The sequence below is a fragment of the Blastomonas sp. genome (genome assembly GCF_046294995.1).
In the GTDB taxonomy this organism is placed as follows: domain Bacteria; phylum Pseudomonadota; class Alphaproteobacteria; order Sphingomonadales; family Sphingomonadaceae; genus Blastomonas.
Genome location: NZ_JBKBOG010000016.1, coordinates 39,043 through 65,362, shown reverse-complemented (window position 1 = coordinate 65,362; position 26,320 = coordinate 39,043). Strand labels below are relative to the sequence as shown.

Annotated in this window: 21 protein-coding genes; 8 read left to right on the top strand and 13 right to left on the bottom strand. The window is 64.6% G+C overall.

Going from position 1 to position 26,320, the window contains the following annotated elements:
- Positions 1–11 precede the first annotated feature (11 nt).
- The 5 genes from ACK4R0_RS14595 to ACK4R0_RS14575 form a co-directional block, all read right to left on the bottom strand.
- Positions 12–5,453 (bottom strand): AMP-binding protein, encoded by a 5,442-nt coding sequence (locus tag ACK4R0_RS14595; protein WP_409675462.1) that lies wholly within the window; start codon positions 5,451–5,453, stop codon positions 12–14.
- Between the two features lie 239 nt (positions 5,454–5,692).
- Entirely contained in the window at positions 5,693–6,778 is a 1,086-nt protein-coding gene (locus tag ACK4R0_RS14590; protein ID WP_409675459.1) for a serine hydrolase, read from the bottom strand.
- 374 nt (positions 6,779–7,152) lie between these two features.
- Positions 7,153–8,745, bottom strand: coding sequence for an L-aspartate oxidase (gene nadB / locus ACK4R0_RS14585; RefSeq protein WP_409675456.1), 1,593 nt, complete (start codon positions 8,743–8,745; stop codon positions 7,153–7,155).
- A complete protein-coding gene (locus ACK4R0_RS14580; RefSeq protein ID WP_409675453.1) occupies positions 8,745–9,302 on the bottom strand; it encodes a hypothetical protein in 558 nt (185 codons plus the stop codon). The genes nadB and ACK4R0_RS14580 overlap by 1 nt, the downstream gene beginning before the upstream one ends.
- A complete protein-coding gene (locus ACK4R0_RS14575; protein ID WP_409675450.1) occupies positions 9,299–10,234 on the bottom strand; it encodes an ABC transporter ATP-binding protein in 936 nt (311 codons plus the stop codon). The genes ACK4R0_RS14580 and ACK4R0_RS14575 overlap by 4 nt, the downstream gene beginning before the upstream one ends.
- Before the next feature lie 233 nt (positions 10,235–10,467).
- On the opposite strand from ACK4R0_RS14575, the gene ACK4R0_RS14570 reads away from it, so the two are divergent.
- Together ACK4R0_RS14570 and ACK4R0_RS14565 are read left to right on the top strand one after the other, a co-directional pair.
- The gene (locus ACK4R0_RS14570; protein ID WP_409675447.1) at positions 10,468–10,668 is read left to right on the top strand and encodes a zinc-finger domain-containing protein; all 201 of its coding nucleotides are present in this window, start codon (positions 10,468–10,470) and stop codon (positions 10,666–10,668) included.
- 346 nt (positions 10,669–11,014) lie between these two features.
- Complete coding sequence (locus ACK4R0_RS14565) at positions 11,015–12,406, top strand: DEAD/DEAH box helicase (RefSeq protein WP_409675444.1); 1,392 nt, start codon at positions 11,015–11,017, stop codon at positions 12,404–12,406.
- 145 nt (positions 12,407–12,551) lie between these two features.
- On the opposite strand, the gene msrB is transcribed toward ACK4R0_RS14565, so the two are convergent.
- The 6 genes from msrB to ACK4R0_RS14535 all read right to left on the bottom strand — a co-directional run bounded on the left by msrB (position 12,552) and on the right by ACK4R0_RS14535 (position 17,433).
- Positions 12,552–13,061: a peptide-methionine (R)-S-oxide reductase MsrB gene (msrB, locus tag ACK4R0_RS14560; protein ID WP_409675502.1), complete on the bottom strand. Its 510-nt coding sequence runs from the start codon at positions 13,059–13,061 to the stop codon at positions 12,552–12,554.
- 73 nt (positions 13,062–13,134) lie between these two features.
- Positions 13,135–14,373, bottom strand: a complete 1,239-nt coding sequence (locus ACK4R0_RS14555; protein WP_409675441.1) for a cytochrome P450 — start codon at positions 14,371–14,373, stop codon at positions 13,135–13,137.
- Between the two features lie 328 nt (positions 14,374–14,701).
- Positions 14,702–16,081, bottom strand: a complete 1,380-nt coding sequence (locus tag ACK4R0_RS14550; RefSeq protein ID WP_409675438.1) for an ammonium transporter — start codon at positions 16,079–16,081, stop codon at positions 14,702–14,704.
- Between the two features lie 12 nt (positions 16,082–16,093).
- The gene (locus ACK4R0_RS14545) at positions 16,094–16,432 is read right to left on the bottom strand and encodes a P-II family nitrogen regulator (protein ID WP_409675435.1); all 339 of its coding nucleotides are present in this window, start codon (positions 16,430–16,432) and stop codon (positions 16,094–16,096) included.
- Between the two features lie 224 nt (positions 16,433–16,656).
- The gene (locus ACK4R0_RS14540) at positions 16,657–16,866 is read right to left on the bottom strand and encodes a DUF2007 domain-containing protein (protein ID WP_409675432.1); all 210 of its coding nucleotides are present in this window, start codon (positions 16,864–16,866) and stop codon (positions 16,657–16,659) included.
- A 6-nt stretch (positions 16,867–16,872) separates the two neighbouring features.
- Positions 16,873–17,433, bottom strand: coding sequence for a pyridoxamine 5'-phosphate oxidase family protein (locus ACK4R0_RS14535; protein ID WP_409675429.1), 561 nt, complete (start codon positions 17,431–17,433; stop codon positions 16,873–16,875).
- A gap of 85 nt (positions 17,434–17,518) precedes the next feature.
- Here ACK4R0_RS14535 and ACK4R0_RS14530 point away from each other — a divergent pair, with 85 nt between their 5' ends.
- The 6 genes from ACK4R0_RS14530 to ACK4R0_RS14505 all read left to right on the top strand — a co-directional run bounded on the left by ACK4R0_RS14530 (position 17,519) and on the right by ACK4R0_RS14505 (position 21,902).
- Positions 17,519–18,163 carry a queuosine precursor transporter gene (locus ACK4R0_RS14530; RefSeq protein WP_409675426.1) on the top strand — a complete coding sequence of 215 codons (645 nt, stop codon included), beginning with the start codon at positions 17,519–17,521 and terminating at the stop codon, positions 18,161–18,163.
- On the top strand, positions 18,160–19,071 hold the full coding sequence (argB, locus tag ACK4R0_RS14525; protein WP_409675423.1) for an acetylglutamate kinase: 912 nt from the start codon (positions 18,160–18,162) through the stop codon (positions 19,069–19,071). The genes ACK4R0_RS14530 and argB overlap by 4 nt, the downstream gene beginning before the upstream one ends.
- 88 nt (positions 19,072–19,159) lie before the next feature.
- A complete protein-coding gene (locus tag ACK4R0_RS14520) occupies positions 19,160–19,450 on the top strand; it encodes a YggT family protein (RefSeq protein WP_409675420.1) in 291 nt (96 codons plus the stop codon).
- A gap of 54 nt (positions 19,451–19,504) precedes the next feature.
- Positions 19,505–20,395, top strand: coding sequence for a bifunctional methylenetetrahydrofolate dehydrogenase/methenyltetrahydrofolate cyclohydrolase FolD (gene folD / locus ACK4R0_RS14515; protein WP_409675417.1), 891 nt, complete (start codon positions 19,505–19,507; stop codon positions 20,393–20,395).
- A 152-nt stretch (positions 20,396–20,547) separates the two neighbouring features.
- A complete protein-coding gene (locus ACK4R0_RS14510; RefSeq protein WP_409675414.1) occupies positions 20,548–21,285 on the top strand; it encodes a hypothetical protein in 738 nt (245 codons plus the stop codon).
- The gene (locus ACK4R0_RS14505; RefSeq protein WP_409675411.1) at positions 21,282–21,902 is read left to right on the top strand and encodes a MarC family protein; all 621 of its coding nucleotides are present in this window, start codon (positions 21,282–21,284) and stop codon (positions 21,900–21,902) included. The genes ACK4R0_RS14510 and ACK4R0_RS14505 overlap by 4 nt, the downstream gene beginning before the upstream one ends.
- A gap of 262 nt (positions 21,903–22,164) precedes the next feature.
- Here ACK4R0_RS14505 and ACK4R0_RS14500 read toward each other — a convergent pair whose 3' ends face one another.
- Positions 22,165–22,677, bottom strand: a complete 513-nt coding sequence (locus tag ACK4R0_RS14500) for a hypothetical protein (RefSeq protein WP_409675409.1) — start codon at positions 22,675–22,677, stop codon at positions 22,165–22,167.
- 78 nt (positions 22,678–22,755) lie between these two features.
- Positions 22,756–26,283: an autotransporter domain-containing protein gene (locus ACK4R0_RS14495; protein ID WP_409675406.1), complete on the bottom strand. Its 3,528-nt coding sequence runs from the start codon at positions 26,281–26,283 to the stop codon at positions 22,756–22,758.
- Positions 26,284–26,320 lie beyond the last annotated feature (37 nt).

The following is a 26,320-nucleotide window of genomic DNA, read 5'->3' as shown; positions in this document are numbered from 1 at the left end:
GGCTGATGTCGTCAATTGGTGGATGCGGCCCAGTATTCGAGCAGCTCGTCGCGGCTGCGCAGGCCCATCGCGGGCAGCGCGTGGTTGACCACATAGGTCGCGCCCGAATGGCGGTTGTCCCACATCGCCTGGTGCGCCTCTGGCAGCCCGTCCCATTCGACCACCGTCGGTTCGGTCACCGAAAGCAGCCCGCCTGCGATCATGTTGTTCATCATCGTCACCTCGTGCGCGTTGCACAGATGGGTTCCGAAGATGTTGGCGGTGGGCATGATGATCCGGCGCTGCCGGGTCCATACCTGCGGCGCGTAGAAGGTGTAGCGGCGGCCCGCCATCTCCTCGGCATAGACCACCCGCCCGCCGAACGGCTTGACCAGCGAGGTCGAGACGCCGAGCGAATCCTGGCCTGCGCGCTCGATCACCAGATCGGGCACGCCGCGCGGGTTGCCGGGCGAACTCAGGATGCGGCCGACGGCGGTGCCGAACGGCTTCATCGTACGCTGCTGATAGTTGCGCACGCCCTCCTTGAACCGTTCGATATCGGTGCGGGCATCGGGCAGCCGCGGCAGGCTGTCGGGCCAGAGGAATTCGCTGTCGCGGCGCTTCAACCCTTCCAGGCTGATGATCCCCTCGACCGATTCCTCGAGCCCCAGCGACTGCAGGAACTCGCGCTGGCCATCGGTGGTGGTGACGATTACGGTGCGCGCCTTGTACAGCCGCGCAGCCTCGATCATCTCGAGACCCAATGGATCGGCCAGATCGCGGCTGCCGGGGCCGTAATAGAGCAGCACCGATTCGCCGCCGCGCAGGCTAGCCCGCGCCAGCATGTCCGAGGGCGATGCGCTGCCGGTCTTGCCCATGAAGGCGAAGTGATAGCCCGATGAGGCACCATAGAACGCCAGCGTGCCGTTCTCCTCGAGCAGCTGGAAGCTGCGCGGGAAGGCGGTTTCGCCGGCGTGGCTGACGACGAAGTCGGCGAGCGAGCCATCGTTGATCTGGCGGTATTCGTCGAGCAGAACCGACCCATCGGCCTCCCATTGGCGGGCTTCGTCAGGATCATCGGGCACCGCAGTGAACAATGCCGCGAAACGCTGGTCCTTGCGGTTCAATGCGCCGACCGCGCCCTGCCCCTTCACAAACTCCGCGCGGTCCTCGCTCGAGACCAGCCCGGTCGCCTTGAGCCCCGAGGTAATGCTGCTCTTGAGCGCATCGAGCCCGGTACCGGTCGCCGAGCCCTCGACGAAGATAGTTTTTCCCGGAATGATCCCCAGGGTTGTGAACAAGCAGCGGGTGATCGTGCCGAGGTTGAGCACATAGCTGCCTGCCTGCTCGAGCGTCAGATCGGGCGGTACGCGGTGGAGCTGCGGTCCCTGGACGTTCAAGAACTGCGCGTGGCTGCCGGTCTTGGTCTCGTAGCCCTGGATCGCGAAGCCCGCGAACATGGGATCGTCGCCCGCCTGCGGCGAGAGCAGGTCCGAGGTGCCTGAATAGACCACGACCATGTCGCCGACGCGCAAGCGGCCCTCGCCTTTCACCTCGCTGCCCAGCGCCGCGACCAGCGCCAGACCGCCCGATCCGGTGATCTGGACATCCTCGTCATGGGCATCGAACGGCGACACCGGGATGCCGGTGAGCGCCCAGATGTCGTTGAAGTTGACCTCGCTGGTCAGCATGTAGACCAGGGCCTCGTTGGGCTCGGGCGCCACGACCGGGACAATATGCTCGCGCTCGTGGCTTGCCGGCGGCCCGAAGCGCGGCGCGCCGGTGTCGGGATCGCGGCTGATGCCGAAGGCGAGCTGCTTGTGCGGGATCGCGGTGACACCGGGATAGAACGGCGCGCCGACGGGCAGCAATTGCCCCGATGCAATCATCTCGGCCTTGTTGTCCTCGTGCTGGGCATCGATCCACACGCCATTGCGGCGCACGGGCAGCGGTGGGCTTTGCTTGTCCATGAACTGGCGGATGCCGGTCTTGCCGCCCTCGGGATCGATGATCGCCTCGGCGAAATGCTCGCCCTCGCGTTTCAAACCGGCGGCCATGCCTTCAGTCCAGCCGGTGCGGACCGCATCGAGCGCGCGGCGTCCTGCTTCCCCGCGCCCTGCCCAGTCGAGCTGGCGCAGGATACGCTGGAGGAACGGGTCTTCGAGCACGGTATCGAGATCGATATGCGCGGGGTTGGCCCAGCGCTTGGTCATCGCCTTGCGGTCGGCAAACGCCTTGCCCAGCGGGCTTTCAGCTCCATGCCGCGCAAATTCGCGCACCATGGCATGGGCGAGCGACAACACGTCGTTCGAGGCATCGGCGACCTGCTCGATCGCGCCGATCTCGAGCGCCTCTTCAGCGCTGATCGCGCGGCCGCCCAGGATCAGGTCGAGCGCATCGCGCAGCCCTTCGGCAGCGCGGCGTTCGGCGAGCAGCCGTGGCAGCCGCTGCGTCCCGCCATAGCCGGGCAGCAATCGCAGGTTGATCTCGGGCTGGCCGAAGCGCGCGACGGGTTCGGCGATGCGGTAATGGCAGGCGAGCGCGAACTCCATCCCGCCGCCCAGAGCGACCCCCTGGATCGCGGCGATGCACGGCTTGCCCATCGTCTCGATCTTGGAGAACGCCAGCTGCGCGTTGCTGGGCAATACGCCGGCTTCCTCGACGCTGTTCACCTCTTCGAGCATCTGGCGGATGTCGGCGCCGGCGACGAACGACGCCGTGCCCTGACCGGTGAACACCACCGCAATGACGTCGTCCTTGCGCGCGAGATGCTCGACCACGATCACCAGCTCGTCGATCGCGCGCTCGTTGAGCGCGTTGACCGGGGCGTTGGTGACGGTAACCGTCGCGACGCGCCTGCCGTCTCCCAGAGCGTTGTACTGGATCAGGAAGTAGCGATAGCGCTCGAACAGCGCTTGCTCTTCGGCGAGCGTCTGCTTGCGCCGCCACGCCGCGACCGCGGTCTGCAGCGCATCGATGCTGCCGGGGTTGCGCAACGTGCTGGTGTCGCCGATCTCGCCGCCCTCGACGATCGCGCGGACCATGCGGCGCATGTATTTGCCCGAGCGGGTTTCGGGGAACTCGGATACCTCGAGGAAATCGGAAGGCACTGCGACCGCCCCTTTCTCCGTCCGGACCAGATCGGTCAGCCGGCGGCGATCGTCCTGCGTCAGCCTGCGCCCCGCCACAGCTGTGACGAATGCGATCGGGGTCGCCCCCTTCTCGCGGTGCGGCGCGCCGACGACGAGCACGTTGCCCACCGGCGAGTTGGGGTCGAGCGTCTTGTCGCGCAGGATCGCGCCCTCGATTTCCTCGGTTCCGATGCGGTGGCCCGAAACGTTGATGACATCGTCCGAGCGGCCATGCAGCGAGAACGAGCCGTCTTCGTGCCGGATCGCGAAATCGCCCTGCGTGTACGCCCAGGTACCGCGCCAGCGCTGCCAATAGGTACTCGAGTAACGATCGGCATCGCCGCGCCACTCGGGATTGACCCGGACACCGCCCGAATGCGCTTCGAGCGTAAAGCTTCCGGTATCGCCCCAGATGGTGCGGGTCAGATACGGATAGGGCAGCGCGATGACGATCTCGCCCTTCTCGCCATTCTTGGCGCGCCGCCACGGCACGCCGCCGGTGCCTTCACGCACCAGCCCGAAATCGGCCTCGGGCGCGTCGGCATCCTCGACCCAGACATCGCCGACGATCCACGGCAGCGGATAGGTGTGCGCGTCGGCGCGCAGCGGGAAATCGGTGTTGCCGTAGAAATGGGTCCACGCAATCCCGCCATGTTCGGTCGCCCAGTAGCTGTTGATGTACCAGGGCGTGACATGCTCCATTGCGAACGCCTGCACCGAGGGCGAGGTCGGCTCGGCGCAGAAGGTCGCGACCTTGAGCGACGACATGTCGTAATTCTGGATATCCTTGAGGTTCTCGGGATCCTGCATCACGCTTTTGAGGAAGGTGACGCCCGCCTTGAAAATCTGCACCTTGTGCCGCTCGATGATCGAGGCAAAGCGGCCCGCATGCGGGAACACGGGCGATCCTTCGGTGATGATCGTCGTCACCCGGGTCAGCAGCGCGCCTGCGATCAGATAGCTCTGGCCCGTGATCCAGCCCGGATCGGCCACGACGAACATGACATCGCCCGGCGACGCATCGAACGCCACCGGCATGGTAGCCGCGACGCCCGCGCAATAGCCGCCATGGACATGCACCACGCCCTTGGGCTTTCCGGTCGATCCCGAGGTGTAGATGATGAAATTGGGGTATTCCGAATCCACCGGCAGCGGTCTGGATGCTGCCCAAACCGCGCGGACGAAGTCCGCATCGGGCAGCGCCAGCAAAGCGGCCTCGTCGGCAACATCGATCCCGATCGCGCGGGCGGCTTCGAGAATCTGCGCGTTCGCCTTGCCCGTCAGATCGTGGCTCCAGTGATCGCGGCCCATGTTCCACACCAGATCGGGCAGGGCAGTATGCCGCACCACCACCACCGCATCGACGCGCGGCGGTGAATCGACCAAGGCCGAGGCGATCGCCATCCGCAGGTTTGCAGCCTGCGCTGCGGACATGCCCGAGCCCTGCGCCAGATCGTCGAGCGCGCGGCCGACGCCGCGCATGACGTCGGAACGCTCGACCGTCACTTCGCCATCGAGCAACTCCGCGACCGTTTCGGTGATTTTCGCGCGCGCGGTCTCGTCTGCGCCCGATTCGGGACCGTCGAGCGCGCCGGCGAGCAATTCCATCGCGGTGCCGACCCCGATGAAATTGTCGAGCGCGGGGTCGGTGTAGCTGGTCTTGAACGGCACCATCTGCGCGTTGCGATAGCTGCCGTCGGCAGTGATCACGATCTTCGCACCCGCATCCGCAATGCGATCGGACAGCGTCTTGTCGCTGAACCCGCCGAACACCGGCGTGTAGATGATGCCCGAACGCTTGGCCCCTTCGGTCCAGTAGATCTGCGCGGGGATGCTTGGCATGTTGAGCGCGATGCGATCACCCGCCTTGAGGCCCAGCGCGGCCAGCGCCAGCGAGCATTTCGCCGATTCGAGCATCAGCTGCTTGCGCGACACCGGATAGCAATCGACCGGGCCGCCGCGGCCGTTGTCGCTCGACATGTTCCAGCGGTCGCCCTCGAAGATCAGCGCCGTCTCGTCACCGTGCCCGGCGAGCACGTGGCGGTCGACCTCGTTGAACCCGCTGTTGGTGAACGCGCCTTCGAACCAGCGCCAGTTGGGCGCATCATCGGCGTTGAGGCCGCGTGCCCAGGGCATGTAATCCTGGCCGAGGTCGAGCGTCTTCGCAGCCCCGGTCGCGGCATCCCAGCCTTGCCAGGCGTTCGCATCGCGGTCGAAATACCCCCAGGCGGCAAGCTCGGGCAGATACCAGCAGATCGCCGACCGCGCCTGCTGCCCGTGAAAGCCGCCCGGGTCTGCGACACAGGCGTTGCGCATGGCATTCCAGCTGGCCGAATCGGTCAACGGGTTGCTGCGGGGCGAAATGGCGGGGGCTGCCACCGGAACCAGCGCCGTCAGCGGACGGGCCTGATCAGGCGTGAATGGGGAAGTGAAGGCATAAGTTCGCAGCTCTCCAGCCGTCCCGGACCTTCACGATTCCCAAATCGCTTGAGGTAGGGTTTCGGCGAACGAAACAAATGTCTCCCGCACCGGGAATAACATAATGTTTCAAAGAGCGGTAGGGGCTGCGTTCCTGCGAACGCTCAACGCTGGTGCCAACGCCCCACTGCGCGCGACACCGCCTGCATCAGCTGCATCCGCGCCGGGATGCCGGCGGTGGTCTCGCCCAGCATGACCGCTACGGCATAGCGGGTTCCGTCGGGCGCGGTCATGATGCCGACATCGTTATAGCCGGTGGAAACCGGCGGCAGATCCTGCCCCGTGCCGGTCTTGTGGAGGAACTGCCAGCCTGCAGGAACACCCGCTTTGAGTCGATTCGGCCCGCTGCGGGTGCGGCCAAGCGTGTCCAGCATAAGCTGGGTCGAAGCCTGGGAGAGCAATTCGCCGCGCGCCAGCCGCGCCAGCGCATCGACGATGCCTTCGGGGCTGGCGCCGTCGATCGGGTTGGCGACATAGGCCGCCAGCAGGTTGCGCCGCTGGTCCAGCGGCACCCGCTCGCGCGCCGCCTGGAAGGCGCGGCCCGCCGAAAGCTCCTGCCGCCATTGCACCCCGGCGATGCCGCTTTGCAGCAGCCGCTCGCCCGGGCCGAAGCGGATGTTGGACAGCCCCTTGCGGCGCAGGAAATCGTTGACCACGTTCGGCCCGCCTGCGGTGCGCAGCAGCGCGTCGTTGGCGCTGTTGTCGCTGGCGGTCAGCGCCTCGTTGATCAGTGTGCGCACGGTCGCACGCACGGTCCCTTCGCGCGCCACGCGGGCGGCGAGCGGCTGATGGAACAGGGTGAGATCGTCGCGGGTGATCGTTACCTCGGTGTCGAGCGAAAGCTCGCCGCGATCGACCTTTTCGAGCACCGCCATCGTCACCCACAGCTTGGATACGCTCTGCTGCGGGAACAGCTCGCCGCCGCGCTGGCCGATCACCCAATCGCCATCGATCCGGCGCACCGCGATGCCGGTCTTGCCGGGAAAGGCGCGCCACAAGGCCTGCAGGTCATCGCGCAACCCCTGCGGCGCGACATTGGTCGCCCGCGGCGCGAGCGGCGGCGGCACCGGCTGGACGCGCGCGGGTGCTGGTGGAGGCGCAGGCTGAGGCTGGGCCATCTGACGCGGCGCAGAGACGCACGCGGCGAGCGAGGCCGTGGCAAGAAACAGGATCAGCGTGCGGGCGAACATGCGGCGGCTTTCTGGTCAGTGGGGCGATGACATGTGGCGCACGATCGATGTATGCGCGATGAAGCCGTTAGCGCCCGGTTCCCGCCCCATGGCCACTTTTGCGGCGAACGAGTCGCTGGAAGCGGTGAATGGCTGGCGCTGCATCCGCGAGGATAGGAAAATGCATGGCATTGTTCGCCTCTCCCTTGATGGGAGAGGCAGCGAGACTTGGTGGCTTTGCTTGCCTGTCGCAGCGGTGAGGCTGATGGTGCGGCTGGATGCTGCGGCGCGGCGGCGCACCCGTTGCACAATCCGGAGGGATCACCCCCACCCAACCCTCCCCCATCAAGGGGGAGGGCTTTCTCAGCTTTCTCAGCTTTCTCAGCGTTCTCTCCTCAAGGAACCAGCACGGTGTCTTCCGCCACCGGCAGCGTGTCGGGATAATCGCTGTTGAAGTGCAACCCGCGGCTTTCCTTGCGGTCGAGCGCCGAGCGGACGATCAGGTCGGCGACCTCGATCAGGTTGCGCAGTTCGACCAGATCGGGCGTCACGCGGAAGTTGCCGTAATATTCCTCGACCTCGCTGCGCAGCATCTCGATGCGGTGGCGCGCGCGCTCCAGCCGCTTGGTGGTGCGCACGATGCCGACATAGTCCCACATGAACCGCCGGATCTCGCGCCAGTTGTGCTGGACAACGACCTCCTCGTCCGAATCGGTGACCCGGCTTTCGTCCCATGGCAGGATTTCGGGCGGCGGGCCGAGTTCGTCCCAGCGCTCGATGATGTCGGTCGCCGCCGCATCGCCGAACACGAAGCATTCGAGCAGACTGTTCGACGCCAACCGATTCGCACCGTGCAGCCCCGACTGGCTGACCTCGCCCGCCGCATACAGCCCGGGCAGATCGGTGCGCCCCTGCAGATCGATCAGGACCCCGCCGCAGGTATAATGCTGCGCAGGCACCACGGGAATCGGATCGCGGGTGATGTCGATGCCCAGGCCGAGCAATTTGTCGTAGATCGTCGGGAAATGCCCTCTCACGAACTCGGGTGGCTGATGGCTGATGTCGAGATGCACGTAATCGAGCCCCAGCCGCTTGATCTCATGGTCGATCGCGCGCGCGACGACATCGCGCGGGGCGAGCTCCATCCGGGGATCGAAATCGCCCATGAAGCGATAGCCGGTCTCGGGGATCAGCAGATGCCCGCCCTCGCCGCGCACCGCCTCGGTGATCAGGAAATTCTTGACCTCTAGGTTGTACAGGCAGGTCGGGTGGAACTGCATGAATTCCATGTTGGAGACGCGTGCGCCCGCACGCCATGCCATCGCGATGCCGTCGCCGGTCGCGCCGCGCGGCGCGGTCGAGAACAGATAGGTGCGTCCCGCCCCACCGCTCGCCAGCAAGGTGGCGCGCGCGGTCAGCGCCTCGACATGCCCGGTGGCGCGGTTGAGCGCATAGCAACCCCAGATTCGCCGCTCGCCCGCAGGCGTTTTGCGATGGCGGTCGGCGATAAGGTCAATCGCGACCATATCGGGCAGCAACGTGATGTTGGGGTTGGCGACCGCGGCGCGTTCCAACGCCTGCTGCACTGCCGATCCGGTGGCATCGTCGACATGCACGATCCGCCGGTGGCTGTGCCCCCCCTCGCGGGTGAGGTGCAGGTCATCGCCGCCAGCGCCATCGCCGCCATTGCGATTGAACGGCACCCCCAGATCGACCAGATGCTGGATCGCCGCCGGGGCGTTCTCGACAACGAACTCGACCGTCTCGCGGCTGTTGAGCCCTGCGCCCGCGACCATCGTGTCTTCGATATGGTTGCTAAACGAATCGCCCTCTTCGAGCACCGCGGCGATGCCGCCCTGCGCCCAGTTGGTCGATCCGCCCGAAATGTCGCCCTTGGCCAGCACCAGCACACGGCAATGCCGCGCCAGGCTGAGCGCCGCGGTCAGTCCCGCCGCGCCCGAACCGATGATCAGGACGTCGTGTTGCATCAGCGATAACCACAAGTGAGGAGGGAGCGATCCGGGGAATCGGGACTGTCCTGCAGACTGACGAACACTTCATAACCTTCCGGAGGGCCAAGCGACACATCCCGGTTGATTTCGACCGGGAAGCCGTGTTTGCGCAGGACGGGAAAAGCCGCGCGCGCTGGAACAGCATATTCAAAAGCGATGTCGCCCGGATCGCCGCCTTCAGGAAATGTCTGATGAATGGCGTAGAGTGGCAGCCCGAGCATCGTGCCCGAAACGCCGACGCTGAAAGCCGTCCAGCCGTCGTGCCGGGTCATTTCGATCCGTCCAAAATGAGCAGCGAGCGACGGGGACGCATCTATTCGGCCGGGACGCAAATGCTGGTCTGGGTCGACAACAGCTTGAGGATCGATCACCACCATGGCTTGAAGAAATCGCGCCGTTTCGGCCCCGAGCCGGCACATTGCAGGGTCTTCGAAAGCAAGCAAACCATCCAGAACCGGTTGACGCGGCATCTGCCGATCTGCGCAGCCGGAGAGAAGCGCAGCAGCCATTGCGATTGCCGCAATCCGTTTCACGCCACCGCCTTGGTGAGGTTGAGGAACACGTCCTCGAGATCGGGCTCGCGGGTCGAAACGTCGACGATGCCGTATCCCGCCTCGCGCACCCGGCTCATCACCTGGCCCGCGTTGAGCCGGTCCTTGTCATAGCCGATCTCGATCGACCGATCGGTGAGCTTGCGGATCTTGTCGAATGCCGGATCGGCGGGCAGCGCGGCGATATCCTGGTCGAGCGTCAGCACGATCAATTTGTCGCGCGCCATGCCCACCATCTCCGCCGTCGGCTTGTTCGCGATCAGCCGGCCGTGGTTGATGATCGCGATGCGGTCGCACAATTCCTCGGCCTCTTCGAGGTAATGCGTGGTCAGCACGATGGTGACGCCTGCGCGGTTCAACTCGCGCACATAATCCCACAATTGCTGGCGCAGATCGATGTCGACGCCTGCGGTGGGCTCGTCGAGCACCAGGATCGGCGGCGAGTGCACCATCGCCTTGGCGACGAGCAGCCGCCGCTTCATGCCGCCTGACAATGTGCGCGCATAGGCGTCGGCCTTGTCCTCGAGCCGCACCGCGCGCAGCAGTTCGGCCGTGCGCCGCTCGCCCTTGGGCACGCCGAACAGCCCGGCCTGAAGCTCGAGCGCTTCGGCAGGCGTAAAGAACGGATCGAACACGATTTCCTGCGGCACGATGCCGATCGAGGCCTTGGCATTGCGCGGGTTGGCATCGATATCGAAGCCCCAGATGCTGGCCGACCCCGACGTCTTGCGCACCATGCCCGACAGGATATTGATCAGCGTCGATTTGCCCGCGCCGTTGGGCCCGAGCAGCCCGAAGATCTGGCCGCGCGGAACATCGAAGCTGACGCCGTCGAGCGCCAGCTTGTCCGGGGCCTTGCCTGCGCCTTTGTAGATCTTGCGCAGGTTGTCGATCGATATGGCAGCTTCAGTCACGGCAAGCGGGTTAAACGCTCGCACGGCTTTTCGCAAAGGGAAAGGTGGGCGGGGTGGTTTGCGCACTCGAACGTTGCGCGACATCCCTCGACTTCGCTCGGGAACACGGGAAGCGGCAGGACAATTCCACCTCTCCCGTCTGTCCCGAGCGAAGTCGAGGGACGTGCGCGCAATCATGTGCGAGCCGCACTCCCCGATTGCGCAATTGCAGCATCTTTGATAATCGCTCGGCCATGACGACGCCTCCTGAAACCATCCGTACCAACACCCCCCGTGTCGCCTGCGACGGCGCGAGCGATATCCGCGGGGGCGCAGCGCTGGGGCATCCTCGCGTCTGGCTGCAGATCGACGAAAAGGGCTATGTCCAGTGCGGCTATTGCGACCGGCGCTTCGTGCTCTCCGGCGGACCTGCGGACGTCTCGGCCGCCGCCTGACACCCGCCTGCGGACCGCACATGGCTGCGATTCTGTGATTTTCCTTGCTATCGGGCGGACTTGTCGCCATATGGCCATCCAAGCAGCGCGCCTCGGCACGGGAATCCTTCCCAACGCCCCTTATGAACCGGCAGCGTGAACGTCGATCTGTTGCGATCCCGCCCTGGGATATGACACAGGTCCGAATGGCCGGGTCCTGAAACCCCGCTGCTTGATCCAAACATCCCAATTCACGCGGGGCGTTTTCCTGAAGTTCCTGGGAAACCCCAGGCGCTTCTGAACCCCGCAATGCGCGCGCCGCCCATATGGGTGCGGCCAGCGCCTTGCTCTGTAATAGAGTAAAATTATGTCTTTTTTTCATGAACTTGGCCTCGCCGACCCGATCCTCCGTGCGCTCGATGCCAAGGGTTACGATACCCCGACGCCGATCCAGAAGGACGCCATCCCCGCATTGATGCAGGGCCGCGACCTTCTCGGAATCGCGCAGACCGGAACCGGCAAGACCGCAGCGTTCTCGCTGCCTTCGCTGCATCACCTCGCCAAGGAAACCAAGGGCCGCACCCACAAGGGCGTGCGCATGCTGGTTCTTTCGCCGACCCGTGAGCTGGCCGCGCAGATCGCCGAGAACATCCGCGAATATGCGCGCTTCCTCAACCTGTCGGTCAACTGCATCTTCGGCGGCGTACCGATCTTCCAGCAGAAGAAGAAGCTCGCTCCGGGTACCGACGTTCTCGTCGCCACTCCCGGCCGTCTGCTCGATCTGATCGAACAGCGCGCGGTGACGCTCGAAAACGTCGAGATCTTCGTGCTCGACGAAGCCGACCAGATGATGGACCTTGGCTTCATCGTTCCCTTGAAGCGCATCGCATCGATGTTGCCCAAGAACCGCCAGAGCCTGTTCTTCTCCGCTACCATGCCAAAGGCGATTGCCGAATTGGGTGCGCGGTTCCTGAACAACCCTGTCCGGGTCGAGGTTGCGCCGCAGTCGACCACCGCCGAGCGCGTCGAGCAGTATGTCACTTTCGTCAGCCAGAGCGAGAAGCAGGCATTGCTGACGCTCAAGTTGCAGGAAATCCGCCCCGAACGCACGCTCGTCTTCACCCGCACCAAGCATGGCGCGGACAAGGTGGTGCGCGCGCTGGCAGGTGCGGGCATCCGCTCCGCCGCGATCCATGGCAACAAGAGCCAGGGCCAGCGGACCGCAGCATTGAAGGCGTTCAAGGACAACGAGATCAAGGTGCTGATTGCCACGGACATCGCGGCGCGCGGCATCGACATCACCGGTGTCAGCCATGTGTTCAACTATGATCTGCCCAACGTGGCCGAGCAGTATGTCCATCGCATCGGTCGTACCGCACGCAACGGCGCCGAGGGCATCGCAATCGCGTTCGTCAGCGGTGACGAGCGCGGCCTGCTCAAGGACATCGAGAAGCTGACCAAGGTCAAGCCGGTGCCGATGCCGTTGCCCAAGGGCTTTAGCGAAGCCGCAGCGCAGCTTCCGCCCCCGGTCAAGGCGCCCGTCAATGCGGGCGGCGGCCGTGGTGGCGAACGTGGCGGCGGCGATCGCTCGGGCCCCGGTGGCCGCAACTACGGCCCCAAGCGTGACGGCGCACGTCGTCGCTCGGGCGGTGGTGGTCGTCCCGGTGGCGGCGGTGGTCGCTCGGGTGGTGGCGGCGGCGGCGGTGCCCGCGTCGGCGGCGTCGGCGCGCACAAGGACAGCGTCAAGCGCATCGGTTAAATCAATCCTCCCCGAGCTTGCCTCGGGGAGGTGGCAGCCCGTCAGGGCTGACGGAGGGGCAAGAACGCATCCCTCCGCGCATTTCCCCTCCACCATTCGCTTCGCGAACGGTCCCCCTCCCCGAGACAAGCTCGGGGAGGATTTTTTATGCCTTCGCCACCCGGAACAGCATGGCATCTCCGTTCATGCAGTAGCGCTTGCCGGTAGGCCTGGGGCCGTCATCGAAGACATGGCCCAGATGCCCGCCGCAGCGCCGACAGTGCACCCCGGTGCGCGCATAGCCGAGCAGCCGGTCGGTGCTGGTGCCCACCGCGTTGGGCAGCGGCGCATAGAAGCTGGGCCAGCCGGTGCCGCTGTCGAACTTGGTCTTCGAGGAAAACAACGGCAGCTGGCACCCGGCGCAGACGAAAGTTCCGGCGCGTTTCTCCTTGTCGAGCGGGCTCGAAAACGCACGTTCGGTGCCTTCGCCGCGCAGCACGTAATACTGGTCCGCGGTCAGCTGCCGCTTCCATTGCGCATCGGTCTTGGTGATCTCGAACCTGGTGCCGGACTTTGCACTTGCCCCGCCCAAGCCGCACGACCCCAGCCCGAACAGGCCGATTCCCGCTGCGCCCAAAAGCCCGCGTTCAAAGAATGTGCGCCTGTCCATATCCATCATCCCGTACCCTGTATCCCGACCGGTTCGGGCAGGATACGCTTCCAGTTACGTGGGAACGCCGCGCGCAGCTTCAATATTTGCTCAGTTCCACCTGCATCGACCGGTAACCGTGGACGAAGCAGGCGCGCACGCGCTCGGGCTCGGCGAGCACGTTGACTCGCATCCGGCGCTTGGCCATTTCCTCGAGCAGGATCGCGATCTGCAGCTCGGCCAGCCGCGCGCCGACGCAGCGGTGGATGCCATAGCCGAACGCCAGATGCCGCCGCGCATTCTCGCGATCGACGATGATCTTGTCGGCATCGGCGAACACGCTTTCGTCGCGGTTGCCCGAAATGTACCACAAGGCCAGCTTGTCGCCCTTCTTGATGGTCTTGCCGAACAGATCGTAATCGGCAAGCGCGGTGCGGCGCATATGTGCCAGCGGCGTCTGCCAGCGGATGATTTCCTGCACCGCATTGGGGATCAGCGCAGGGTTCTGTTCGAGCTTCTCGCGCTGGTCGGGGAACGTGTGCAGGCCATAGGCCAGGCCCGACATCGAATTGCGGGTGGTGTCGTTGCCGCCGACGATCAGCAGGATCAGGTTGCCCATGAATTCGTACTCATCCATCTCGCGCATCGCATCGGAATGGATCATCATCGAGATCAGGTCGGGGGTCGGCTCGGCGTCGATCTTGGCATCCCACAGTTTCTTGAAATAGGCGCCCATCTCATAGAGGTGCTTGAGCCGCTCGGAACGCAGCTCCTCGGAGTGGACCAGCTCGATGTCGCCCGCCCAGTCGGACCATTCGGTCAGCTTGCGGCGATCCTCCCACGGGAAGTCGAACAGCAGGGCCAGCATCTGGGTGGTCAGCTCAATCGAGACCGTATCGACCCAGTCGAACGGCTTGTCCCAGGGCAGCGTGTCGAGCAGCTCGCCCGTGCGCATGCGGATATCGTCCGACATCCGCTTCATTTCAGACGGCGTGAAGGCGGGCGCCACGGTGCGGCGCTGGCCGGTGTGCTTGGGCCGGTCCATCGCGATGAACATCGGCATCACCAGTTCGGTGCCGTCATCGACCCGGTCGGCCAGCGTTATGCCGCCGAATTCGTACGACGACGAGAAAATCTCGGGCAAGGCCTCGACATGCTGGATCGCCTTGTGGCTGGTGACGTTCCAGAAATCGCCGAACGCTCCGCCCTGGGTCCAGTGGATCGGATCTTGTGCGCGCATCTGCGCGAACGGCGCCTGCCAACGGTCCTCGACGTAATAAGCGGCATCGCTCATGTCGTAGTTCAGGTCGGCGCCGGGATCTTTCAATACGGTGGCCATGGCTCTCTCCTTGCGTGTCGCGGTCGGTCCGGGATGCGATGCGCCCGGCAATGCCGCGTTCTCGCGGTCTGCTTCAAAGTCTCACCTTACTGACAGCTTTGTCAATACAGTTTCGAACTGCAACCGGAATCTGGCGGCTGGATGGTGCGATGCTGCGGCAGCCTGCACGGCGCGGACGCAGAAGGGCAGGCGCGAGGGGCCACCAAGGCGGGCACAAAAAATGGCCGGGATGTTGCCACCCCGGCCTTGAGTTGTCAGTTCGCAGGAGGAACCTCTGGAGGTCTGTGGCGCGGCTAGCGGTTCGCGCCACAGACCAAACTCGTAAAACTCAGTAGTTGTAAGCCCGCTCGCCGTGCTCGCCGAGGTCGAGGCCTTCGCGCTCCACCTCTTCGGAGACGCGCAGTCCGGTCAGCAGCTTGGCGACATAGAAGGCGATGGCGGCGGCAACGGCAGCCCAGACCACCGCGATGCCGACAGCCTGGATCTGGATGACCAGCTGGCCGCCCAGGTCATAGTCGTCCGCGCCGGGGCCACCCAAAGCAGGCAGCATGGTGACGGCGGTACCGATCGATCCGATGATGCCGCCGATTCCGTGGATGCCGAAAGCGTCGAGCGAGTCGTCCAGCGCCAGCTTGGGCTTGAGCGAGACCACGAACCAGGCGCAGATGACCGCTGCAATCGCGCCGAGCAGGATGGCGCCGAACGGGCCGCTGTTGCCGGCAGCCGGGGTGACCGCGACCAGACCTGCGATGGCTCCCGAACAGGCGCCGAGCAGCGAACCCTTGTGGCCCATGACCCGCTCGGTCAGCATCCAGAACAGTACGCCTGCAGCGGTGGCGACGAAGGTGTTGATCAGCGCGAGGCCCGCCGAGCCATTGGCTTCAAGCGCGGAGCCGGCGTTGAAGCCGAACCAGCCCACCCACAGCAGACCGGTGCCGATCAGCGTCATGGTCAGCGAGTGCGGCGCCATGGTGTCCTTCTTGTAGCCAAGGCGAGGACCGATGATCATCGCGCCGACCAGCGCCGAGATGCCGGCGTTGATGTGCACAACGGTGCCACCGGCGAAATCGAGCGCGCCCATTTCGAAGATCAGCCCGCCGGTCGCCCAGACCATGTGCGCGATCGGGAAATAGCCGATCGTCAGCCAGACCGCGGCGAAGATCATCAGCGCCGAGAACTTCATCCGCTCGACGAGGCCGCCGACGACCAGCGCCACGGTGATCGCGGCGAAGGTCATCTGGAAGGCGATGAACACGAATTCGGGGATGACGAAGCCGTCCGAGAAGGTGGCGGCGGTCGAGTCGGCGTTGGTGTTCGCCAGGAACAGGTTGCCCCAAGCGACGAAGGCGTTGCCTTCGGGTCCGAACGCGGTGGAATAGCCGTAGATCACCCAGATGATCATCGCGAGGCTGGCCACCGCGAGAATCTGCGTCAGCACCGACAGCATGTTCTTGGTGCGGACAAGACCGCCATAGAACAGGGCAAGGCCCGGAACGATCATCGCCATCACCAGAACGGTCGCCATCATCATCCAGGCGGTGTCGCCCTTGTCGACAACGGGTACGACTTCGGCGGCGGCTTCGGCCACTGCTGGCGCTGCCTCGGCGACCTCTTCGGCGACTTCCTGCGCCCACGCCTGCGCCGATACGATCAGTGAAAGCGCGCCCGTCCCGAGAGCGGCGCCAATCTTGTGCAAAGGTTTCATCATTCCCCCTTCCCCTTACAGTGCCGTGTCGCCGGTCTCGCCGGTGCGGATGCGCGTCGCAGCCGCCAGGTCGAGAACGAAGATCTTGCCGTCACCGATGGAATCCGTGTTTGCAGCCGCCTGGATGGTCTCGACCACCTGGGGCGCGATATCGTCGCTTGCCGCAATTTCGATCTTGAGCTTGGGCACCATGTTGGTGGTGTATTCGGCGCCGCGATAGATTTCGGTCTGGCCCTTCTGGCGGCCGAACCCCTTGACCTCGGTCACGGTCATGCCGGCGATCCCGAGCGTGGTCAGCGCCTCGCGGACCTCGTCCAGCCGGAACGGCTTGATGATGGCAATGATGAATTTCATTACGCCCCCTTTGTTATTTTGTTGCGGAGCTGTGCCCCGTCACCGCCTGAATGCTACGCAAACGACGTGCCAACTCCGTAATTTCGGGGAATCCTAATGAATTGCTAACCGCAGCCGGGGGCAATCAGTTCAATTTTTGTGCAACTGCGAACAAGTGTGCAATTTTTAGGCAGGCGTGCTGCCTTATCGCTAGGGTAGCTTGGTGTCCCTGGCTGTGGGCGACGTCAGGCGTCGCCGGTGTGTTCGAGCACCGCGCGGGCGCGCGCCGCGTCCTCGGGCAGCACCATCAGCCGTGCCGGGGTCATGAACCCCAGGCCGAGCCCTGCCATGCCGCCATCGAAGATATGCGCATCGATCCCCTGCGCGCCAAGCGCCAGACGCGCCATCTCCGCCTCGATCCGGTCGGAATATTCAGCAATCGCCTTGAGACTCATGCCCGCTCAGCCGACGCTATCGGTGAAATAGCGCGTGGTCGGCGTCGTCGGCAGGCCGTCGATCGAGCGGGTGCTGCTGGCGGCTTCGGCCAGCCAGTCAGCGGCGTCCATCTGGCGGTGCGCTTTCTTGAGCGTCTGGCGTTCGCGATCGAAATGCATCACCGGGACGCCCCAGCCGCAGCTGGTCTGCACGCTTTCTACCGCGATGTCGAAGATCTGCCGGGTGCCGGGCAGGATCGTGAAATGCGCGGCCAGCGCGTCCCAATCGGCATCCTGCGGCAGCACCGGACGGCCCCGGCCATAGATGCGCAGGATCAGCGCCGGGTTTTCGAACGCGCAGAACATGATCGTGATCCGCCCATCGGCGACCAGATGCGCGTGCGTCTCGTTGCCCGACCCCGCCAGATCGAGATAGCCGACCCGGCCGGGCGCCAGCACACGAAAGGCATCATAGCCCTTGGGACTGAGGTTGATGCGCGCGTCGTCGGCCGCAGTGGCGACGAAGAACACCGGCTGGCGGGCGATGAACGCGGTGTGCTTGTCGCTGAGAGCGTCGCTGAATTCCATCGCGGCAGTGTGGGCGATGATGTGCCGCCGCGCAAGTGCCGTGGCCCCTTCCCCCGCCCCACAAAAGCCTATACCGGAAGATCGCATGACAGCTGCTCCTGACGCCGCGACTTCCGGCATTCCCCGCTCGCTTTATGTGCTTTCCGTCTTTTACGGCGGCATGGTGTGCCTCGCAGGCGTACTGGGCAACAAGCAGGTCTCGATCGGCCCGCTCGCGGTCGAGGCCGGGATCTTCGCCTTCCTGCTGCTGGTCGTGGTCTCGAGCGCGATCGCCGAGCTGCACGGCCGCGATACCGCCAACAGCCTGGTCAAGTTCGGCTTCGTGCCCTTGCTGTTTGCCATGGCATTGTCGTGGATCGTCTATGCGCTGCCCGCCTCGCCCGAGATGGCGCCCGAAAACGCCGCCGCGATCCAGCTGATCCTGGGCGCGACGGGGCGCATCTGGGCGGCGGGCGTGTGCGCTTATGGTGTCTCGCAATTCCTCAACGTCTATATCTTCTCGCGGCTGCAGAACATGCCCGGACGCTGGCTGGCGGTGCGCGGGGTGATCGCGTCGGCGCTGTCGCAGATCGTCGATACGCTGATCTTCGTCACCATCGCCTTTTACGGCGTGTTCCCGATCGGCCAGCTGCTGGTCGGGCAGATGGCCGCCAAGGTGGCGCTGTCGGTGGCCTTGGTGCCGTTCCTGATTGTGTTCTTCGTCCGTCTCGGCAAAAGGCTCGACGCATGAGTGCCAAAATACCTTCTGAACACATCCACGACCCCGCCTTGCTCGCCAAGGCCGAGACCCTCACCGAGGCGCTGCCGTTCATGCAGCGTTATGCGGGCAAGAGCTTCGTCGTCAAATATGGCGGCCATGCGATGGGCGACCCTGAACTGGCGCGCGACTTTGCCGAGGATGTCGTGCTGCTCAAGGCGGTGGGGATCAACCCTGTCGTCGTCCATGGTGGCGGACCGCAGATCGGTGCGATGCTCAAGCGGCTGGGCGTGCAATCCGAGTTCATCGATGGCCTGCGTGTCACCGATGCCGAGACCGCCAACATCGCCGAGATGGTGCTGGGCGCGATCAACAAGGACATCGTCACCTGGATCGGATCGGCGGGCGGCAAGGCGATCGGCATCAGCGGCAAGGACGCAGGCTTCGTCCGCGCGAGCAAGGTCGAGCGGACGGTGCGCGACCCTGACAGCGCCATCGAGCGCGCGATCGATCTGGGCTTTGTCGGCGAACCCGAAACGATCGACTGCTCGGTGCTCAAGACCATCTCCGATGCAGGCATGATCCCGGTCATTTCGCCGATCGGCGTCGGCGCCGACGGGCAGACCTACAACATTAACGCCGACACGATGGCAGGCGCGGTGGCGGCGGCTCTGGGCGCATCGCGGCTGTTCCTGCTGACCGATGTCGCAGGCGTGCTCGACAAGACGAAGAAGCTGCTGTCAGACCTCACCCCCGCCGACATCGCAGCATTGCGCGCCGATGGCACGATCAGCGGCGGCATGATCCCCAAGCTTGAAACCTGCGTCCATGCGGTGGAAAAGGGGGTGGATGCCGCCGTTGTGCTCGATGGAAGGGTTCCGCACGCGATGCTGCTCGAAATCTTCACCTCGCGCGGGGCAGGAACGCTGATCAGCGCCTGACTTCCTTGGCCTGAGGCGTGAGCCGTTTTAGTCTTGTAATACACCCGGTCTCGCCTTAGATATCGGGCAACGCCATATTGAGAGACTTATGCAGATTCTGCTCGAAATCCTGGATATCGTGCTGACCGTGGTGACGTGGTTCATCATCATCCAGATCGTCCTGTCCTGGTTGATCGCCTTCAACGTGATCAGCACGCAGAACGATCTGGTCCGCCAGATGGTCGAATCGCTGCACCGGATCACCGAGCCGATCTATCGGCCGGTGCGCAGGATCATGCCCGATCTTGGCATGATCGATCTGGCGCCGATGATCGTGCTGTTGCTGATCATGATCGTCCAGCGCTCGATCATCCCGCGGCTGTGGGTGCAATTCGCCTGACCGTCGCGCGCTCGGCGGTGGCAATGACGCGCATTTGACGTTAGAGCGACGGGCATGACAGCCCGGATCATAGATGGAAAGGCCTTCGCGGCCGGTTTGCGCGGCCGCCTCGCGGCTTTTGTCCCTGACTTCGTGCAGGCCACGGGCCGCGCGCCCGGTCTTGCCGTGGTGCTGGTGGGCGACGACCCGGCAAGCCAGGTCTATGTCCGCTCCAAGTACAAGGCGACGGTGGAGGCGGGCATGCTCAGCTTCGAGCACCGCCTGCCCGCCGACACCAGCCAGCAGGCGCTGCTCGATCTGGTAGCAAAGCTCAACGCCGACGATGCGGTCGATGGCATTCTGGTGCAATTGCCGCTGCCTGCACATATCGACGACAAGGCGGTGCTCGCAGCCATCGACCCTGCCAAGGATGTCGACGGCTTTCATGTCGTCAACGCCGGCAGGCTCGCCGTGGGTGAAGAGGCGCTGGTTCCTTGCACGCCGCTGGGATCGCTGATGCTGCTGCAGGATGCGCTGGGCGACCTGTCCGGGCTGCACGCCGTCGTCATCGGCCGATCGAACATCGTCGGCAAGCCGATGGCGCAGTTGCTGCTCCAGCAAAGCTGCACCGTCACCATCGCGCACAGCCGGACCAGGGATCTACCCGCGATCGTGCGGCTGGCCGATATCGTCGTTGCCGCTGTTGGCCGGCCTGAGATGGTGCGCGGCGACTGGATCAAGCCGGGGGCGACCGTGATCGACGTCGGCATCAACCGCGTCCCTGGTGCCGAACCGGGCAAGAAGAAGCTGGTCGGCGATGTGGCGTACGACGAATGCGCTGCGACTGCAGGCGCGATTACCCCGGTGCCCGGCGGCGTCGGCCCGATGACCATCGCCTGCCTGCTGCGCAACACGCTGGTCGCCGCCCACCGCCGCGCCGGGCTGGCCGATCCGGAGGGCTTGTGATGCTTTGGACCAAGCAAATCCTCCCCTTGAAGGGGAGGTGGCTGCGCGCAGCGCAGACGGAGGGGTGTAACCCTTTCGCAAATGGGGACACCCCTCCACCACCCGCTGCGCGGGCGGTCCCCCTCCCCTTTCAGGGGAGGATTTTGAGTGGCTTGCTGCTGACGCTAGCCGCGATTACCCCGCTCACCGCCTCCGCCCAGCCAGGCCCGCCGCGCGGTGACCGGCGCGGGCCGCCGCCGCGGCCCGAGGGGCAATCCTATGCCAACTCCAGCGCCATCCTGGTTGCCGAAATCGCCTTTGCGCGCCTGGCGCGGGACAAGGGCCAGTGGACGGCCTTCCGCCAGACCGCTGCCGATGACGCGGTGATGTTCGTCGATCAGCCGGTGCTGGCGCAAGCCTGGCTCAAGGGCCGCGCCGACCCGCCTGTCGCCGTGACCTGGCAGGCGCAGAAGCTGTTCATGGCGTGCGATGGCCGCACCGGGGCATCGACCGGCGCCGCGCAATATCCGGGCGGCGCGACAGGCTATTACACCACAGTGTGGCAGAACATGGAAAAGCCCCGTGCCAAGAAACCCGACTGGAAATGGGTGATGGACCACGGCACCACGCTGGCGCAGCCGCGCGCGGGCGACGAGATGATATCCTCGCGTACCGCAGCCTGCACCGGCAACCCCAAGGCGATGCTGGGCGCGATACCCTTCGGCCCGCCGCCCAAGGGCGTTCCGGTCGCCGCTCCCGCTGCCAGCGGCGCACGCGCCTCGGCTGACGGGACGATGGTGTGGCGCTGGGACGTGCGCGCCGATGGCAGCCGCACGGTCTCGATCGATCTGTGGAACGGCAGCGGCTTCGACACCGTTGTCAGCGACGAAGTGGCAGGCGGCGCCTCATGATCGAACTGTTCATCTCGGCCTTCGTGACGTTGTTCGTGGTGATCGATCCGCCCGGGTGCGCGCCGATCTATGCCAGCATGACCACCGACGCCAATGCCCGGCAGCGGCGCAGCATGGCGATCCGCGCGATCGTGGTGGCGGGCGGCATCCTGCTGGTGTTCGCCTTGTTCGGCGAGGCGCTGCTTTCGACGCTGCACATCGAACTCGACAGCTTCCGCATCGCCGGCGGCATCATGCTGTTCCTGATCGCGCTCGACATGGTGTTCGAAAAGCGCACCGAGCGCCGCGAACAGCGCGCGCAGGATGTCATCGACGACCCCGAGATCGAGGATGTCTCGATCTTCCCGATGGCGATGCCGATGATCGCAGGCCCCGGCTCGATTGCCTCGGTGATGCTGCTGGTCTCGCAGAATTCGGGCCTCGACCGCGCACTGACGATCCTCGCGGCGCTGGTCGCGGTGCTGCTGCTGACCCTGGCCGCCCTGCTCACCGCAGGCCCGCTGATGAAGCTGCTCGGCGCCAAGGCGGAGGCCGTGATCACCCGCCTGCTCGGGGTGCTGCTGGCGGCGCTGGCGGCGCAGTTCGTGATCGACGGGTTGCGGGCGAGTTTTCAGTAGGGGGGCTGGACGCGTGCAAGGCAGCTCTCGGCCCCGTTTCGTGCTGCAGACTAACCCCCTCCGCTCATCCTGAGCCGCGGGCGAAGCCCGCGAAGTCGAAGGACCCGCGCCCACGCTGGCCGCATAGCGGGGCCTTCGACAGGCTCAGGCTGAGCGGAGCAGGGGCGGCTGTAGCGCATGGTTGGAAAAAGCAACCTTGCGAAGGTGGAGCCCATTGCGGAGGCTCGGCATAGGATGCATGGGGGCACGAAACCAACCCCATTCATTTCGGTTCGATGATTTTCATTCTATCAATGTAAAACGTTTCTTTCTTTCTCCATTCATCGGGGCGAAGCATTACGCCCTCGAATTCAATCGTGTGTTTACCAATGTCATTTGATTTGAAAAACAATTCACGGTTATCACGGATAAATAATTGGATTGGAGGGTGGATCTCATAGTCGTCCGAGCGAGAACTACCATAAAATTTTATCCCTAGACCTTCATCGGTCAGAAAGAGACTCCCAGACTTTTTTACTGCTCCCGGTATAGCGGAGCAACGGTCGGGTCCTGATAGAATATACTTAAATTCTTTTAGTGAATTGTCCCAACCAATAGAAATGCAGGGCTCATTCATTATCCTGGACAGCATAAACGCTGGCACAACCAGCAGCAATGCCAAGATTATGAGCAAGGTGATTTTCAGGATCTTCATACTCAAACCACCTTCGTCCGATGCCTGCGGCTTATGAGACGATAGGCTGTCGCGCATGGCCGCAGCAACCCCGCCGATCATCGTGTGGCTTGCGCAAAGCAAAAGCCCGCCAGCCTTTCGGCTGACGGGCTTTCTCTCAGGCTTGCGCCCGGTTGCTGCTTAGAACCGCACCAGCGCCGACAGCGAGTACTGCTGCGCCTGGAAGTCCTGGCGCCCCACCGTGGTGTCGATTGACGCGGTGAAGTCGAAGGTCGGCTGCGAGATCGTCAGGCCGACGCCTGCTTCGGCCCAGCTCGAGTCGTCCGAGCGATAGGCGAACGGGAAGCGTCCGGTGGTGCTGCCGGCGAAGTTGGCGCCGAAGAACCGGTCGCCCTCGAGCACGTCATAGACATAATCGGCGTAGATATAGGGCCGGAAGACTGCGGTCTTCTTGGCACTGGCCGATGCGCCGACGCGGATCTGCAGGCTGTCGAACTTGTTGCGGTCGATATCCAGAGCGGGGCCGCCGCCGAATTCGCGCACATCGTCAAAGCCGATGTACTGATACTGGGCGGCAACGCGCGGGGTGACCAGGACGGTCTCGGTTTCGATCGGAGCCGACACGCCGAGTTCTGCCGTGAGCGAGAGGCTTTCATCGGAGGTGCCCAGATTGAACACGCCCGCACCGATGCCGACGGTGCGTGCGGTATCAACCTTGAACCGGCCCGCGCTGACGCGGCCATCGAACACCAGGCCAGCAGCGGTGGTGACCGCACCATAGACGCTGCCTTCGAGCAACTCGCCCGAAACCAGCTGGCCGCGAACTGCGCGCGCATCGACATCCGAATAGCCTGCCGAAATGCCCAGCACGACACCGTCGCGCGGCAGGTATTCAAACCCGCCGACGACGAAATAGCCGTCGAAGTTTTCCTTGCGGCCGGTGGTCAGCGCGGTCGGCATCGGTGCCGACTTGCCGTTCAGATAGCCACCGCCGAGGAAGATCGCGAAGTTGCTGTCGAGCGAGGTCGTATCCATCACCGTCGACTGCTGGCCGTCCTGCGCCACGGCAGCAGCTGCCATCGCGCCGGGCAGCGCTGCCCCGTTGGTGGCGGTGGCGGCGATGCCGAGCGGCTGGCCAATCATCGCGATCGTGCCGCCCATGTCACCCGACAGCGAAGACTGCATGCGGGTGCGGTGGAAGCGCGAGGTGCTCGAGAGCATCGCTTCGCCCAGGTTGAGCCGGGTCGATTCGGTGAATGGCGCCAGTCCCTCGAACGTCGCCTGGATCTGCGCCGCCGAAAGCAAATCGGAACGCAGATAGACGTCCGAATAGTTGCGCTCGGCACCGCGATTGCTGTCCAGAATGCCCGCATAAGAGGCCTGGGTCAGCGATCCGCCGGCGATCACGTTGCGGTACAGGCCCGCCGTGATGCGCATATCGACCGCATTGGCGCTGGTCGTCAGCACCGGCGTCAGGATGGCGCTGATCGGCGCTGCCGAGCCAAACCGGCCCGTGATCGTGCCGCCGGTGGTGAGGATGCGATAGGTGTCACCGTTCTTGATGGTGTACCCTGCAACCGGCGAGACGACCACGCGGCCGGCCAGGCTGGCATTGCCGGTGATGGCAAGCCGGTCGGACACGCCCGCACCCACATCGACGTTGAACTGCGTCGCCGATGCCAGGATGACGTTGCCGTCGATGGTCAGCGTTCCGATGTTTCCGGCATTGCCGGTCGCACCCGGAGAGATGGTACCTGCCACGCTGGTGAAGAACGGCGCCTTCACCGTACCGGTGCCGCTGAGGCCGCCGGTCATCATGAAGAAGTCACCCACCGAAGTCAGTCGACCGTTGACCTGCAGCGAACCGATGGTCTGGGTGACGTCGATCAGGCTGGTCAGCGAGCCGGTCGAGGTGATGTTGAGCGCGGCCGCCGCGCCGTTGAGGCGGAAGCGGTCGATGGTCACCGCAGTGTCGAGCGTCGTGGTGCCGGCAGCCGACAGCGTGACGTCGAAATAGCGCGGCAGGACCCCTGCGGTCCGGTTGCCAGCGGTATTGTTGGGCACGAAGTTGGTCGCACCCGGCAGGCCGTTGGCGATGGTGGCCGGCGGCAGCGGGATGGCGGCCTGGCTCACCGGATCGGTCGCGGCAATCTGCGCAGTCGCCGCTGCACTTTCGATCACCGCTTCGCCGATGCCGCTTGCAATGACGGCAGAGCCGGCGTTGTCGGCAGCGCCATCGGTACCGATCGGCTTCTGCTCAAGCGTGGTGATGCCGGTGGCGAAATCGACGCATTCGCTCAAACCGCCGGACTGGAAGCAGGCCTGGCCGAACTTGCCGCTGGTATCGACCGTGGTTCCGCCCGCCGAAGTTGGCGTGCCGTTGATCAGCTGGCCGTTGGGACCGATGATGAAGTAGTTCGGGTCCTGGGTCGTGATCCAGTGGGTGGGATCGTTCCAGTTGCGGCTGCCGGCATTGGCCGAGACATAGCGGTACGGGTTGTTCTCGGCGATCCAGTCCCAATAGAGATAGAGCGGCTGATAGAACGACGCGGTGCCGAAGCCGTTGGCGGGCTGACCGTTGAAGAAGCGCGTATAGCCGCCCGACAGAACGCCGATGATGACTTCGCGCGCGAAGGTGCGGTCGAGAATCAGCGGACCACCCGAATCGCCGCCGGCGGTTGTGCCCTCGCGGGGCAGCGCGTTGTCGCGGAAGGCGTTGAAGTCGAACGGGCTGGCCGCAGCCGTGCCACGCCGCGGATCGTCAAAGTCGATCCAGTACAGGTTCTGCGGCAGGCCTTCGGGCGGCGAGCCGAACAGGAACGCCTGGAAATCGTCGAGCGAGGTCAGCGCGCCCAGCCAGTTTTCAGCCGTGCGGCGACGAAAATCGATCGGCTGCGTACCAGAAGTACCGGTGCCGTTGCCGCCATAGCCCGCCAGATTGACGTGATAGCCGGTACCGCTTTCCGCAGTGATCGCGCTGGGCTGGGGCAGCTGCGAGAGCAGCAGCGACCAGGTCGGAATGCCGACGGCGGGGGTGTCGAGCGAAGCAACGGCGATATCGGCATAGAGGAAGCCGTTGCCGGGCTCTACCGAGCGCGGGTGATAGGCAACGCCGTTGACGTTATAGAACGCCTGCGCGGTGTTGGTCTGGAACCGGCCCTGGCCGTTGGTGCCGAGCAGCCAGCGGACCAGCTCATCGACTTCGCCCGGTGCATTGGCGCGGGTGTTGGTTTCGAAACCGAAGGCGATGCCAACGCCGCCCGAATTGGCGCCATAGGCCGTCGCAGCGCGGCTGTTCACGCAGTGCGCGGCAAACAGGACGGTACGCGGATTGATGAGCGAACCGGTGCACAGGCCGACGCCGCCGTTGCCGTTGTCGATAACCATCTGGGCAATGCCGGTGATGTTGACCGGATCGCGCGCCGTGGTCGGCGTGTTGGGATTGGCGATGAGGATTTGCGGATCAAGCTGGACGTCCTGGATATCCAGACGCAGCGCATGCGGCTCCGGCTTCACTTCCAGGAGGTTCAGGCTGGCATCGAAATGCGGAGACAGGCTGTCGGAGATCAGCGAATTGCGGATGTCCGAAGCCGAGCTCGCGTTGGCTTCGATGGCAAGTGCCGGAGCGGCGGCCAGTGCCACTGCCATCGCCGATGCTGCCACGCCCCCGCTGAATGCCTTGCCCAAACGTGCATTTACTCGTGTCATGATCATCCCCTGCTCACTATTACGTAGACTGGGAAAT

Bases quoted from the DNA above. Each gene is read 5' to 3' on its own strand.
- ACK4R0_RS14590 (WP_409675459.1), bottom strand. From the start codon at position 6,778: ATGTTCGCCCGCACGCTGATCCTGTTTCTTGCCACGGCCTCGCTCGCC.
- nadB (WP_409675456.1), bottom strand. From the start codon at position 8,745: ATGCAACACGACGTCCTGATCATCGGTTCGGGCGCGGCGGGACTGACC.
- ACK4R0_RS14570 (WP_409675447.1), top strand. From the start codon at position 10,468: ATGACGACGCCTCCTGAAACCATCCGTACCAACACCCCCCGTGTCGCC.
- ACK4R0_RS14565 (WP_409675444.1), top strand. From the start codon at position 11,015: ATGTCTTTTTTTCATGAACTTGGCCTCGCCGACCCGATCCTCCGTGCG.
- msrB (WP_409675502.1), bottom strand. From the start codon at position 13,061: ATGGATATGGACAGGCGCACATTCTTTGAACGCGGGCTTTTGGGCGCA.
- ACK4R0_RS14555 (WP_409675441.1), bottom strand. From the start codon at position 14,373: ATGGCCACCGTATTGAAAGATCCCGGCGCCGACCTGAACTACGACATG.
- ACK4R0_RS14550 (WP_409675438.1), bottom strand. From the start codon at position 16,081: ATGATGAAACCTTTGCACAAGATTGGCGCCGCTCTCGGGACGGGCGCG.
- ACK4R0_RS14545 (WP_409675435.1), bottom strand. From the start codon at position 16,432: ATGAAATTCATCATTGCCATCATCAAGCCGTTCCGGCTGGACGAGGTC.
- ACK4R0_RS14540 (WP_409675432.1), bottom strand. From the start codon at position 16,866: ATGAGTCTCAAGGCGATTGCTGAATATTCCGACCGGATCGAGGCGGAG.
- ACK4R0_RS14535 (WP_409675429.1), bottom strand. From the start codon at position 17,433: ATGGAATTCAGCGACGCTCTCAGCGACAAGCACACCGCGTTCATCGCC.
- ACK4R0_RS14530 (WP_409675426.1), top strand. From the start codon at position 17,519: ATGACAGCTGCTCCTGACGCCGCGACTTCCGGCATTCCCCGCTCGCTT.
- argB (WP_409675423.1), top strand. From the start codon at position 18,160: ATGAGTGCCAAAATACCTTCTGAACACATCCACGACCCCGCCTTGCTC.
- ACK4R0_RS14520 (WP_409675420.1), top strand. From the start codon at position 19,160: ATGCAGATTCTGCTCGAAATCCTGGATATCGTGCTGACCGTGGTGACG.
- folD (WP_409675417.1), top strand. From the start codon at position 19,505: ATGACAGCCCGGATCATAGATGGAAAGGCCTTCGCGGCCGGTTTGCGC.
- ACK4R0_RS14505 (WP_409675411.1), top strand. From the start codon at position 21,282: ATGATCGAACTGTTCATCTCGGCCTTCGTGACGTTGTTCGTGGTGATC.
- ACK4R0_RS14500 (WP_409675409.1), bottom strand. From the start codon at position 22,677: ATGATCGGCGGGGTTGCTGCGGCCATGCGCGACAGCCTATCGTCTCAT.
- ACK4R0_RS14495 (WP_409675406.1), bottom strand. From the start codon at position 26,283: ATGACACGAGTAAATGCACGTTTGGGCAAGGCATTCAGCGGGGGCGTG.